The following is a 12,763-nucleotide window of genomic DNA, read 5'->3' as shown; positions in this document are numbered from 1 at the left end:
CCTGCTTCGGCAGGGTGGATTGAAACAAGCGAGCGCTCATCTGCGAACGCAGATTTGACCTTGACCGCCGAACAGGTGGCTCTGAAGGCATAGGCGGCTCTGAAGCCCGTGATTGGGTTGAGGAAAGGAAATTCGGTCTCGACCGGTTTGCTTTCGCCAGGAAGTCGGCCGCCGACTAGGCGGATGACCGAGGGATGGGGTGGCCGTAAGGCCACCCCATCTTGCTTTCGGGGCCAGCCGAGTTCCGACGCCAGTCTGATCGGTTCCCGGACGCCGAAGCTGGTCGGGGTTGCGCAGCCGACCGGGAACCGATCAGACGGGATCGATCGGCACGTTGTTATCTGCGACGCCGCCCAGAAACAGTGGCATTAAGCTAGTCTCCACCAGCGATGTCGCAGTGTTCGGCCAAGGCCACCCATCACGAATTTATTCGTGACACTGGCGTTGGGGATCGAGACGTATGCAAGTCGTCGAAATTTGCTGCGGAGCGGGCGGGCTGTCGCTCGGCCTGCGGCGCGCCGGAATGGACATCGTAGCCGCTTACGATACCTGGGCGGAGGCCTTGGCCGTTTATCGAGACAACTTCCCCAAGAAGGCGACACTGCTTCGCCCGCCATCCGGCCTGCGGGGACATCACGCAAGATCGTCGAACCTCGGCGACCTGTTGAATTTCGTGCCGACACTCATGCCGATGGCGATCGACATGATAGCTGGCGGGCCACCTTGTCAGGATTTTTCTCCGGCGGGAGCGCAGGAGGAGGGCGAAAGGGCGGACATGACTTTGGGCTTCGCTATGCTGATCGCCGTGGTCCGGCCGGAATGGCTTCTGTTCGAGAACGTGGAGAATGCGGCGGATTCAACGGCTTGGAGGCGCGCAAAGTCGGTTTTCCGACGTGCAGGCTATGGCCTGTCGGAAATGTTCCTGGATGCCAGCCAGCATGGCGCCGGCCAAAAGAGGACACGTTTCATCGTCGTGGGGAGGATCGGGGAGGTCGACGGCTTCCTGAACGCAACCTTGGAGAAGCCGAAGGAAGCGCCGCGAACATCCGTCCGCGACATCCTTGGAGATGATGTGGGGGTACACCCAGGAGGCGGACACCCAGAGCGCACGAGGGTGTATTTCATGCGCCCGTTTAAGGGCGGTCAGGGAGTTCGTTCGATCGATGACCCATGCCCAACCATCATCCGCAGCGCCCGTGATCGTGCCTCTCCCGGATACGATCCGCACAAGAAGGATCTGGCTCCCGCCAAGGGGATTCCGTCGCTGAGTTGGCAGCAACTCGCGCAGCTACAGGGATTTCCCGCTTCATGGGACTGGAGCGGTGCTACGACGGTGAAGGACAGGGACGTGATGATCGCGAATGCAGTGCCGGTCCCCCTTGCTGAAGCCATCGGCCGCGCCATCCTCGCTCGACACCAAGGCGAGAGCATTGGGAAACTCGAAATCGGCTTCATCGAATGGCTGAGCGTAAAAAAGGGGTATGTCGGAGCTACGCTCCGGAACCGGTGCAGCCACCTGAACCGTGCCCGCCGCATCCTAAAGGGGCGCGTCCTCGCCGATCCCGACGCTGAGCGCGTCCTCCTTCAACGCACGAAGAAGTTCATGAACCTGAGCACGACGGTGCGTTCCGATCTGCTCGGCGCGCTTGGCCTTCATGCCGAGTGGCGGGCGTCCCTTCGTACCCTCGTCACAATGAATAACGACGATTTCGACGATAGGGTGGATCAGTCTCCAACCACTCTCCGGAGGCTGACCGAGCGCCTCCGGGAAAGGACCTGAGCCGTCAGCGTGGTCGGGCGGCGTAGCTGGGCTGGGTTGCGAAGCCGAGCGCCGGTCGCGCGATGATCATGGGCGCCCCGGTCAGCATGGGGCGTCCGAGTAATCCGGGGCTTGCCAATGCCCTTTCGCCTCCTGTTCGGCCAGCCGTTTGCAGAGCGCCAAAGCGGCCTTGACGTCCGCCTCGGGATCGTCGTGCCAGAGCTGGTCGAAAATCGTTCGCAGGTGATCGATGCGTTGCTGGCCTGCGAGATCGGCGCCGCGCCGTGTCCCCAATTCCCGGAGCACGGTCCCAAGGCAATCGTAGGCGCATCGTCCCCAGCGGCCGTCCTCGCGCAAGAGGATGAAGGTGTTCGACATGTGGTGCAGATCCGAGCCGAGTTGCTTTCGGACTGGATCGTCCTCCCGTCGGAGCCGCGCGGAATCCCTCCACATCTGTTCGACCGCGAAATCGTCGCCGTTGCACGGGTCGAACGCGCGCAGGAGCAAGCGCGCCAGAGGCGACGTATCGATCATCCGAATGTCCGCATGCGCCCGGATGTAGAAATGAAGGTCCTGGAAGGGCGGGCGTTCGCCGCTCGCGACCCGGAGCGCCATGACGATGCTGCGTATCTCGGGAGAGGACCAGAACGGTCCGCCGACGGCAGGATCGGCCAGGACCATGTGGAGGGGCCGCAAGGGTCGGCTGGAAGCGTCCGCGAGTGCGGCGGCTCCTTCTCCCGGCTTCCACCGACGTCCACGGCGGATCACTGCATGGGTCGTGGAAAGCTCGGCGTGGAAACCCAGCCCGGCGGCGGCGATCTCGCGGAGCGCGTCCCGGACACGCTTGCGATGCTGGCGTCGAAGAGCATCATGGGTCGTCCGCGGCCAAAGCTGTTCGGCGAGGTCGTCCAGGCCGAAGGAGCGATCACCCTCGCGGCCAAGTGCCTGCTCGACTACGTCCAAGACCCGACGCACGGTTGGCTTGAGCGTCGTGGCCTTCGCCGCCCTCCCCGGTGCAAAACCCTGCCGGGCGAGGAGACGTCCGGCCTTGCTCTTCGACATCTCGGCGACGGCCGCAACGTTTCGGACGCTCGGCTTTCTGGTGACGTCGCGGAAGTCCGTGATCAGCAGCTCGTCCGCTGCCCGATGATCGCGGGTCCGCCGCGGCGCGGCACGGCGACGGTGCGGCCGATAGTTCTCGGCGACGTACCGCGCCACGCCTGCGGCCGTCGCCTGAAGCTGGCCCGTGGGCATCTCGGCGCGTTCAGGATGGCTGGACACCCAGGTCGCCAAGCGCGCCGCGCACCATGCGCGCAACGGCTCGAATTGCCGCGCGGCGTCGCCGCAGGTTCGCGCATGGGCGTAGGTTTCGTGCCTCAACCATTCGAATGCCTCCGGAGCGATGCTCATGAGCATTGCTTGACGGACGCGGAGCCCCCGGTCATCGTCATCCTCATCCAACCCGATCAAGGACCGCGCCATAAGGGTTTGCAGCCCCGGCGCGGTCCTGTCGTTAGAGGGTTCGGCTGAACGGCTCGCCCGTCAATGGACCTTCCCAATTATAATAAGGGAAAACGGGACAGAATCCCGTAACTGCTTGACCATGCTCATCTTATCTGAAATTGAATTGTCACGCGACCTAATCGGAGACACCAAGGCTCCTTTGAATCTCGAAGGGGTTTGTTCGAAATCCGAACTTTCCATGGCGAAGCTAGGTCGGCGGGGTTTGGTCAGGAGATGTGGTTCCGGAGAGGCCTCGGCTCTGGCTGCCAGTCCGGCGACGTCGGCGCGCGCTATCCTGCGCAACAACAGCAGAGCCAGCCGAGACCTTGGGGCATGCGTATCACGGCTCTTCGCAACTGATGGGCAGCGCGCATGTGATGCTCGATCGCCACCGAAGTGACGATCAACGGACGGATAGTCCGCGACGTTTCGGTCAACGGGGTGGCTGTCATTTCGCAGCAGCCTATTCTGACACGCTGAAATCGACCGACCCGGCGAACGCTACGATATTGTAGTCTCCGCGCCTGGTCCGGACTCCGCAGGGATAGAAGTTCAGGAACTTGCAGGTGTTCGCGCTTTTCGGAGTACTGGCCTCAGAAGGGCGCGTTGCGGTGAAACTCGTCGATCGTCGCCCGCGACCTTAGGCGTGGGTGCCGACGCAGGTGTTGTCGGCTGTCGCGGCGCCAGTTTGTCCCCGAAGACCTGGAACGGACGCTGCCCGTTGTCTGGCTCGTCCTCAATTTCCATCCCCTGCGGATCGCCGTCGAGCCAGATGCGCCAACGCACAGCGTCACGCGAGCCAACGACCCAAGGAATCTCTTCCGGTGCTATACTAGGCTGAGGTGTCAGGATGGCGAGCGCACCCAGTTCGGGGTCAAAGCGGACCTCGTGGATCAGAGAACGCATCTGTTCCGCCAAGCGAACTCGGATCGCCGTCCTTTCCTCGCCGTCAGCCTCCGCCATCGCCTTTGCCAAATCAATGGCATTGGCCATCCGCGCTCGGAGCCCGGGGTCCGCAGCAGCCTTTGCAAGCTCGGATTCGGCTCGCTCAAGGTCTTTCCGGAGAACCTTAACCTCCGAGGCAACGACCGCAAAGCGGGCGGCGGCGGCATCATCATTACTGTCCGTGGCGAGGGTTAGCAGTCGGTCCCTGCGTCGCTCCGCATCTGTGAGGCGGCTGCGCAGAACGGCAACATGATCGCCTTGATCGGAACGGCGATCCCCTGTCAACGTCGCGTTCACATCGAGATATGTCAGTCCCCGGAGCAACCGTTGCTCGACCTGATCGACCCGCCACCTCTGATCGTTCTCACACCCGGCTTTGCGGCGTGCAGTCGAACATTCGAAGTATGTGCCCCCCTTTGGGGGCCGTCCCTTGTTGATGAAGTGCATGGCACCGCCGCAGCGGGTGCATTTGGCAAGACCAATCAAGAGATGAGAGACTCCCTTGCCGCGACGGCCACCAACGCCTCGAGAGCCGTCGCCAGCCCGACGCCCTCCGAGCGAGCGCTGGGCGCGCCAGTAGTCATCTTCGGTGACGACGGCCGGATAGTAGTTCTTGATCGGTTCTCCCTCAGGCTTCCACGTCCCTGCCCTGTGAGAGCCGGTGTGAGGCTGGTACTCTCCAAGCACTGTCCGAGAGGTAAGCACACGGCGAATGGTTGAGGTTTGCCAACCGCCTGTTGATTTCTTTGAGCCGCGAAAGATCGGAATCGAATCCCGGTTCAGGCGCATTACGATAGCTCTCTGCCCATACCCTTCGATTGCCAGCTCAAAAATCCGACGCACGATTTCGACGTGTTGGGGGACTACTTCGTAGCTCCGGTCGACCAGGCGCAGCCACGAAGGGCAACGACTGCTTATAGGTACCCCCTCGGAACGCGCGACGTCGCGCTTGCGAGCCCATGCAGCACCGACGCGTTCACCCTTGATCCGGGACTCTTCATGGGCCCGAGCCATTACCGTTATGGACATGATGAGAGGCGTCCAGTCGGCTCGCAATCGCTCTTCGCTGTACTCCTGACCATCAGTCAGCGTGACAACGGTGATGCCCGCCCTGATGAGATCGAAAAGACGAGCGGCGGCATCCAAAACGGCTTCGCGCGAAAGCCGGTCGAGGCTTTCAACGATCAAGTACGATCCCCGCTCGACTTCGCCGCTTTCTACTCGGTCCAAGAAAGACCGCAGTGCGCCGATAGCCGAGTGTGTGCCTTTGAACGCCGAGACGCCCAGGTCGCGAAGGCTGTCATCCAGGCCGAGGCCGCGCTTCTCACACCATTCATGCGCTTTTGAGAGTTGGCGTCGCAGGCTGTCCCCGCGGGCCTGCTCAGGTGTTGAGAATCTGACGTAGGAATAGGCCTTCGGCATGACACCCTCGTTCACCCGGAACTCTTATCTGGGAATTCATTAATGTATCATAACCTGCTTATGAACGGTCCACCGGGCGCCGGAAAGTCGATGCTGGCGAGCCGCCTGCCGTCGATTCTGCCGCCGCTTTCTCCGCGCGAACTGCTCGAGGTCTCAATGGTGCTCTCGGTCGCGGGCCATCTTGCCGACGGCGCACTGACCGATCGCCGCCCGTTCCGGGCGCCGCATCATTCGGCTTCGATGGCAGCGCTCGTCGGAGGCGGCCTTCATGCCAGGCCGGGGGAGGTCTCGCTTGCCCATCACGGCGTGCTCTTCCTCGATGAGTTGCCCGAGTTCCAGCCGCAGGTGCTGGATGCGTTGCGGCAGCCGATGGAGACCGGCGATGTCCTGATCTCCCGCGCCAATCACCGGGTCTCCTATCCCGCCCGATTCCAGCTCGTGGCGGCGATGAACCCGTGCCGCTGTGGCAAGGCGACAGAGCCCGGCTTCGCCTGCCGCCGACAGCCGAACGAGCGCTGCATGGCGCAGTATCAGACTCGCTTGTCCGGTCCGCTGCTCGACCGGATCGATATCGCGATCGATCTTCCCGCGGTCACGGCTGCCGACCTGATCCTGCCCTCGACGGGAGAGGATTCGGCCACAGTCGCCGCAAGGGTCGCTGCGGCCCGTCAGATCCAGAGCGCGCGCTTCGAGGCGCTGGAGCTGCCTCAGCGCGGCCTGGGCCACGTCACCACCAACGCAGCCTGCCCCCCGCCGGTGCTGGAAGAGATCGCGCGGCCCGACAATGCCGGGCTCGCCCTTCTGCGCGATGCTGCGGAGGCGATGCGCTTGACCGCCCGCGCCTATCATCGCGTTCTGAAGGTGGCCCGCACGCTCGCCGATCTCGATGGCGAGGCGAAGGTCGGGCGGCTGCATCTGGCGGAGGCGCTGTCCTATCGCGCGCGCGGGGGCGAGCTCGTTCAGGCGGCCTGATCGCATGGCGCGTTTTCGAGCGAAGCGGACGCCGGTTCGGCTGAAGAAAGTGCGATAAAACAACGGGCTGGAAGTCCGCGGGGTTAACCGACCCTTAAGGCCGAGCGGCGAATCCGCGGAGTTCGCAGGCGCCTTTCTCAAGGGACGAGCGCTAGATCGAGGAGCATGGCTTCGTCATTCTGGTCATGGCTCATCGTCGGAAGCGCAGCGCTCGCGCTATGCGTGCTGATCGCTCGGCTCCTGTTCCAGCGCGAACAGCTGCGCCGGCAGGTCGCCGCTTTGCTCCGCGACACCGAGAATCTCAATGACCGGCTTTGGACCCTCGCCGACAGCGAGGAACGCTATCGCAGCCTGATCGAGGCCCAGGGAGATCTGATCGTCAGGCGGGACGGTGCGCGCATCGTCTATGCCAACCGGGCTTATGGGGCGCTGTTCGGCGCGAGCGAGGTCGACCTCGTCGGCAGCAAGATGCAATTGCCGCAACTCGCCAGCCGGCCGGCGCAGCTGCTCGAAGGCGGAGCGCGCAGCTTCGATGAGTGCCTGGCGACCTATGAAGGCGAGCGCTGGATTTCCTGGGTGGAGACGGCGGTTCCGGGAAACGGCGGGAGGGCCCTCATCCAACGCGTCGGGCGCGACATCTCCGCCCGCATCGCCGGCGAGGACGCCCTCGTCGAGGCCCGCGCCCGGGCCGAAGCCGCGAGCGAGGCGAAATCGCGCTTCCTCGCCACCGTCAGCCACGAGTTCCGCACGCCGCTCAACGGCATCCTGGGGATGGCCGACCTGCTGACGGATACCGGCCCCGACGCGGAGCAGGCAACCTACATCGCGGCGCTGCGGACCTCCGGCGAGGCCTTGCTCGCCCTGGTCGACGACATCTTGGATTTCGCCAAGGTCGAGGCCGGCAAGCTTGAGCTGGTCGAGGAGCCCTTCGACGTCGTCCAGCTGGTCGAGACGGTGGCGGAACTGATGGCGCCGCGGGCGCAGGCGAAGGGCATCGAGCTCTCCGCCCATATTGCGCCCGAGCTGCCCACGCGCCTCATCGGCGACCGCGACCGCCTGCGGCAGATTCTGCTCAACCTCGTCGGAAATGCGGTGAAGTTCACCGAAGCCGGCGGTGTCGGTCTTAGCCTGCGTCTGTCGGGTGCAGATGTCGAGATCACCGTCGCCGATACCGGACCCGGCATTCCCGCCGACCGGCTCGACGACATCTTCAGCGAATTCGAACAGGTCGAGCACGGTGCCGGCATACGGCAGTCCGGAGCTGGCCTCGGGCTGGCGATCGTCCGGCGCCTCGTTGGCTTGATGGCCGGCGAAGTGAGGGCCGAAAGCCGGCTAGGCGAAGGAGCAACCTTCCGCGTCACCCTGCCGCTCGCGGCAGCTTCCGATGCTGCGCGTCCGGGCATTCCGCATTGGCCGCATCAGCATATCCTGCTGGTCTCGCCCGTTCCGTTCGCGGCGCGCTTTCTGGCGGAAGCGGTCCGGGTGACCGGGGCGGCGGTCTCTGTCGCGACGACTGTCGAGGCGGCGCGCGTGAAGCTGATCGGCGAAACCCTTCCGACAGCCGTTCTGATCGACCACGCGCTCGGCGATATGCCGGCGAAGGATCTTGCGGCAGCGGTCGCTGCGTCGGGCATCCGAGATTGCCTGATCCTGCTCTCGCCTCTGGAGCGGCGGCAGTTCGGTGCGCCGCAGACGGCGGGCTTCTCCGGCTTTCTCATCAAGCCGGTGCGGACGCGCTCGCTCTATGAACGGCTCGATGCCGACTTCCCGCACATGCTGCCGGCGATGGGCGAAATCGCGAATGTCGCTGCATCCGCGCGCAACGTGCCCGGAACGGGCCTCCATGTGCTCGTGGCCGAGGACAATGAAATCAACGCGCTGCTGGTCGTTCGGACGCTCGAACGCTTCGGCTGCATCGCTTTCTGGGCGCGCGACGGGCGCGAGGCTCTGCAGCGCGTCGAGGCGAGCTTTGCCGGCACTGCTCCGCCGCTGGCGCTCGCCCTTCTCGATGTGCGCATGCCGGTGATGACGGGGCTCGACTGCGCACGCGCCGTCCGCGCGCTCGAGCGCCGGCTCGGGCGCGCCTCCGGCTTGCCGCTCGTCGCCGTCACGGCGAATGTCGCGGAGGCCGATCAGGAGGCGGCTTTAGCGGCGGGGATGGACGACTGTCTCGCCAAGCCGCTGGAGCGCGCGGCATTGCTGCGCTGGCTCGAGCGCCTGTCTCAACCGCCGGCGGGCAGCCTCTCGGCTTGACGGTAGTCATCCCATCGACGCAGTTCTGTCGCGAAGTTGTAAGATGCTCCGGGCAAGCCTACCTCTAGGCCGAACGCGGCTGAGGGACCGAGATTCGCAATGGCATTGCACGTTTCTGACAGCAAGAACGCGCTGCCCTCCCGATTTTCAGCCGGCAATCCGTTCACCAGGTTCGCTCCACTGATGCTGATCGCGGGCGCTCCGATGCGCCGTTTCGGCGCCGAGCCCGGCGAGGCTCCCCCGCTTTCGGGAACGCTCGGCCGGCTAGGCTCGCTCGAGGTTCGGCTGGCGCGCGGCCCGCGCGAGATCTGGCGGGCGCAGCGCCTGCGCTACCGTGTGTTCTACCAGGAGATGTCGGCCAAGGCCGATGTCGTGTCGCGGATGTTCCGCCGCGACGCCGACCGCTTCGACAAGGCCTGTGACCATCTCCTCGTCATCGATCATGCGGCGCGCGGCCGCTTCGGCGGTATCAAGCCCAAGGTCGTCGGCACCTACCGGCTGATGCGCCAGAGCGCAGCCGAACGCCTCGGCGGCTTCTACACGCAGAGCGAATTCGATCTGGCGCCGCTGCTCGCGCGCCATCCCGGTCAGCGCTTCCTCGAACTCGGCCGCTCTTGCGTCCTGAAGCCCTACCGCACCAAGCGGACGGTCGAGCTGCTCTGGTCGGGTATCTGGGCTTACCTCCAGCATCACCGCATCGATGCGATGTTCGGCTGCGCTTCCTTCGACGGGACCGATCCCGACTCGCTGGCCCTGCCGTTGAGCTTCCTGCACCATCAGGCTCGCTCGCAGGGCGAATGGGCCGCGACTGCGCATCCCGAGCATTTCGTCGGCATGGATCGCCTGCCGTCGGAGCTGATCGACGCCAAGCTCGCGCTCAAGGAGTTGCCCCCGTTGATCAAGGGCTATCTCCGGATCGGCGCGCGCTTCGGCACCGGCGCCGTGATCGACCGCCAGTTCGGCACGACCGACGTGCTCGTCGTGCTGCCGGTCTCGGCCATCGACAAGCGCTACACCGACTACTATGGCGGCGAGACCCCGCGCCGCGCGGCCTGACGGAAACTATTCGCCGGCTGCCGCCAGCGCGCGCAGCGCCTCGCGATAGGTCGGATAGCGGAAGGCATAGCCTAACTCCCGCTTCACCAGCGCATTCGAGACACGCTTGCTTTCGCCGTAGAAGCTCGCGGCCATCGGTGAGAGCTGCGCTTGTTCGAACGGGGTTTCCGGCGGCGGCTCGAGGCCGGTCAGTTCGGCCGCGAAGGTGATGACGTCCTGCGGCGGCCCCGGCTCGTCGTCGGTGACGTTATAGATCGCGCCGTTGCGGGGCTGCGCCAGCGAGGCCATCAGCACCCCGGCGATGTCGTCGACATGGATGCGGTTGAAAACCTGGCCCGGCTTGACCAGCCGGTTCGCCTTGCCCTCGCGCAACTTGGTGATGGCGTTACGGCCGGGACCGTAGATGCCGGAGAGACGGAAGATCTGCACCGGCTTGCCGCTGTCGCGTCCAAGCTGCAGCCAGGCCTCCTCGATCGCGAAGCGCTGGCGGGTGCGGCCGTTGGTCGGAGCGGGCGGCGTGGCCTCGTCGATCCAGGCGCCGCCCTGGTCGCCATAGACGCCGATCGTCGAGAGATAGCCGATCCAGCGCAAGTTAGGCGCCGCAGCGAGCGCGCTGCGCAGCGGGCCGAGCGCCGGGTCACCATCCTCGGACGGCTGCACCGAGACCAGCACTGCGTCGGCTTCCGCCACCGCCTTGCCGAGCGCCGACGATACGGCGAAGCCGTCGAAGACCAGCGTGCGGATGCCTTCGCGGCTGAGATGGACCGCCTTCTCGGCGGAACGGACGGTGCCGGTCACCTCCCATCCCCGCGCCAGTGCGGCGCGCGCGAAGAAGCCGGCCGAATAGCCGAGGCCGAGGATCAGGATGTTCATGCAGCGTCTTCCGTCTGAGGCGTGAGCGCGAGCCATTCGGCGCGCACCTGCAGGTCGCTCTCGCCGCCGAGACCTCCAGCAGCGAGCTTGCTGGCGTGTTCGGGGGCGAGCCGGCCGAGAGCCCAGACCGCCATGGCGCGGACGAGCGGCGAGGGATCGGCGAGATGGGGCAGGGTGCTTTCGGCAAGCTCCGCCCGGCCGCTGTTGCCGATGGCGATCAGGACATTGCGCAGGAAGCGGTCGCGCCCGGTGCGCTTCACCGGCGTGCCGGCGAAGAGTGCACGAAACGCGGTATCGTCCAGGCGGGCGAGTGCGGCGAGGTCCAGCCCGTCGAGCTCGTCCTTGAGGGCGAGCCGGGTTTCCTGCGCGGTCTGCGCGAACTTGTTCCACGGACAGACGGCGAGGCAGTCGTCGCAGCCGAAGACGCGGTTGCCGATGCCCGGCCGCAATTGCGCATCGATATGGCCGGGATGTTCGATGGTGAGATAGGCGATGCAGCGGCGCGCATCGAGCCGGTAGGGCGCCGGAAAGGCGTCTGTCGGGCAGATGTCGAGGCAGCGCCGGCAGGAGCCGCAATGATCGCGCTCGGGCGCGTCGGCGGGCAGCTCCGCGGTGGTGTAGATCGCGCCGAGCAGCAGCCAGGAGCCGTGCTCACGCGAAACCAGTACCGTATGCTTGCCCTGCCAGCCGAGGCCGGCCGCCTGCGCCAGCGGCTTTTCCATCACCGGGGCAGTGTCGACGAAGACCTTGACGTCGGCACCGCCGCGCGCGGCGAGCAACCCGGCCACGCTCTTCAGCTTGCCCTTGATGACGTCGTGATAGTCGCGGCGGCGCGCATAGAGCGAGATCGTAGCCTTGTCGGGCTGAGCCAGCGTGGCGAGGGGATCGCCGTCGCCCGCATAGTTCATGCCGAGCATGATGACGGAGCGAACCTCGCCCCACAGTCGGCGCGGATCGGCGCGCTGGTCGCGGCGCTCCTCCATCCAGCCCATCTCGCCCTGATAGCCGCTGGCGAGCCAGGCTTCGAGCCGCTCCGGCGCCTCCGGGATGGCATCGGCCGCGGCGACGCGCATCACGGCGAAGCCTTCGCCGAGCGCCCGCTCGGTGACGGCGCGCTTCAGCTTCTCGCCGCTCAGAAGTCCAGATTGTCGTAATGGGCGCTCGGAGACATGCCGGGCACGCGGTCGCTCAGCAGCGGCCGGAAGCTCGGTCTCGACTTGATCCTCGCATACCATGAGCGAGCCGCCTCATCCTCTTCCCAGGGCACGTCGCCGAGATAGTCGACGCAGGACAGATGCGCCGCCGCCGCGAGATCGGCATAGCTCAGCTGCGCGCCCGCGAGCCAGTTCCTTTTGGCCAGCAGCCAGGAGATGTAGCGCAAATGATAGCGCACATTCGCGCGGGCGGCGCGGATCGCGCTCATTTCCGGCGGTCCGCCGCCCTCGTCGCGGCTCATGAACCGCTTCATCACCTTTTCCAGCACCAGCGGGCCGGTGATCTCCTCATGGAACTTGACGTTGAACCAGTCGAGCAGGCGGCGCACTTCGACGCGCTCGCCGGGGCCTTCCGGCAGGAGACGGCGATCGCTGAGCGCAAGCCCGCGGGTCTCGTCGAGATATTCCGCGATCGGTCCGGCGCCGGGCACCGGCAACCCGTTCTGCTCCTGGAAGACGGGCGTCGTCCCCGCCGTGTTGAGCTCGAGGAATTCCCGTCGCCGCTCCCAGACGCGTTCCTCGACCAACTCGGCCTCCATGCCGAACTCGCCAAGTACGAGACGGATGAAACGCGAATGCGGACATAGCGGGTAATGGTACAGGGTCGCCATGGCACTCATGAAGACTTGTGAAGCAGGCAAAATGCGTCGGAAGCAGGGCCGCCGGACTTTCAAGCGATCCGAAGGGGCGACCGGGCTTGCTATAATCATGCCCGAAAAACGTCACAAGCCGCGGCAATGCGGGAGCATACAATTTGTCCCGGCTC

8 protein-coding genes and 1 pseudogene are annotated in these 12,763 nt (G+C 65.3%); 4 read left to right on the top strand and 5 right to left on the bottom strand.

Annotation, left to right across the window (positions count from 1 at the left end; translation table 11 throughout):
• Positions 1-460 precede the first annotated feature (460 nt).
• Positions 461-1,780 carry a DNA cytosine methyltransferase gene (locus AC1DNE_RS20005; protein ID WP_476765588.1) on the top strand — a complete coding sequence of 440 codons (1,320 nt, stop codon included), beginning with the start codon at positions 461-463 and terminating at the stop codon, positions 1,778-1,780.
• 81 nt (positions 1,781-1,861) lie between these two features.
• Here the strand turns inward: AC1DNE_RS20005 and AC1DNE_RS20000 are convergent, their stop codons facing one another.
• A complete protein-coding gene (locus tag AC1DNE_RS20000) occupies positions 1,862-3,169 on the bottom strand; it encodes a hypothetical protein (protein ID WP_476765587.1) in 1,308 nt (435 codons plus the stop codon).
• A 645-nt stretch (positions 3,170-3,814) separates the two neighbouring features.
• Positions 3,815-5,629, bottom strand: a complete 1,815-nt coding sequence (locus tag AC1DNE_RS19995; protein WP_476841164.1) for a recombinase family protein — start codon at positions 5,627-5,629, stop codon at positions 3,815-3,817.
• Between the two features lie 48 nt (positions 5,630-5,677).
• Here AC1DNE_RS19995 and AC1DNE_RS19990 point away from each other — a divergent pair.
• From AC1DNE_RS19990 to olsB, 3 genes and pseudogenes are all read left to right on the top strand, one after another.
• Positions 5,678-6,601: pseudogene (locus AC1DNE_RS19990) on the top strand (YifB family Mg chelatase-like AAA ATPase); the annotation flags it as partial.
• A gap of 165 nt (positions 6,602-6,766) precedes the next feature.
• Entirely contained in the window at positions 6,767-8,854 is a 2,088-nt protein-coding gene (locus tag AC1DNE_RS19985; protein ID WP_476765585.1) for a hybrid sensor histidine kinase/response regulator, read from the top strand.
• Between the two features lie 183 nt (positions 8,855-9,037).
• Positions 9,038-9,910 carry a l-ornithine N(alpha)-acyltransferase gene (gene olsB, locus AC1DNE_RS19980; RefSeq protein ID WP_441473125.1) on the top strand — a complete coding sequence of 291 codons (873 nt, stop codon included), beginning with the start codon at positions 9,038-9,040 and terminating at the stop codon, positions 9,908-9,910.
• Between the two features lie 6 nt (positions 9,911-9,916).
• Here the strand turns inward: olsB and AC1DNE_RS19975 are convergent, their stop codons facing one another.
• Genes AC1DNE_RS19975 through AC1DNE_RS19965 form a run of 3 tightly spaced genes read right to left on the bottom strand, consistent with a single transcriptional unit; the run spans position 9,917 to position 12,608 of the window.
• A complete protein-coding gene (locus tag AC1DNE_RS19975) occupies positions 9,917-10,783 on the bottom strand; it encodes an SDR family oxidoreductase (RefSeq protein WP_476765584.1) in 867 nt (288 codons plus the stop codon).
• A complete protein-coding gene (gene queG / locus AC1DNE_RS19970; protein ID WP_441473032.1) occupies positions 10,780-12,018 on the bottom strand; it encodes a tRNA epoxyqueuosine(34) reductase QueG in 1,239 nt (412 codons plus the stop codon). The genes AC1DNE_RS19975 and queG overlap by 4 nt, the downstream gene beginning before the upstream one ends.
• Entirely contained in the window at positions 11,916-12,608 is a 693-nt protein-coding gene (locus AC1DNE_RS19965; protein ID WP_441473031.1) for a glutathione S-transferase family protein, read from the bottom strand. Before AC1DNE_RS19965 ends, queG begins: the two co-directional genes overlap by 103 nt.
• Positions 12,609-12,763: the final 155 nt, after the last annotated feature.

The sequence above is a fragment of the Allobosea sp. 05L423 genome, assembly GCF_056397745.1.
Note: the sequence above shows the minus strand (reverse complement) of the source record. Positions and strands in the feature narration are given on the sequence as shown.

Excerpts from the sequence above, each read along its gene's own strand:
- AC1DNE_RS20005 (WP_476765588.1), top strand. The coding sequence starts at position 461 with ATGCAAGTCGTCGAAATTTGCTGCGGAGCGGGCGGGCTGTCGCTCGGC.
- AC1DNE_RS20000 (WP_476765587.1), bottom strand. The coding sequence starts at position 3,169 with ATGAGCATCGCTCCGGAGGCATTCGAATGGTTGAGGCACGAAACCTAC.
- AC1DNE_RS19995 (WP_476841164.1), bottom strand. The coding sequence starts at position 5,629 with ATGCCGAAGGCCTATTCCTACGTCAGATTCTCAACACCTGAGCAGGCC.
- AC1DNE_RS19985 (WP_476765585.1), top strand. The coding sequence starts at position 6,767 with ATGGCTTCGTCATTCTGGTCATGGCTCATCGTCGGAAGCGCAGCGCTC.
- olsB (WP_441473125.1), top strand. The coding sequence starts at position 9,038 with ATGCTGATCGCGGGCGCTCCGATGCGCCGTTTCGGCGCCGAGCCCGGC.
- AC1DNE_RS19975 (WP_476765584.1), bottom strand. The coding sequence starts at position 10,783 with ATGAACATCCTGATCCTCGGCCTCGGCTATTCGGCCGGCTTCTTCGCG.
- queG (WP_441473032.1), bottom strand. The coding sequence starts at position 12,018 with ATGGTATGCGAGGATCAAGTCGAGACCGAGCTTCCGGCCGCTGCTGAG.
- AC1DNE_RS19965 (WP_441473031.1), bottom strand. The coding sequence starts at position 12,608 with ATGGCGACCCTGTACCATTACCCGCTATGTCCGCATTCGCGTTTCATC.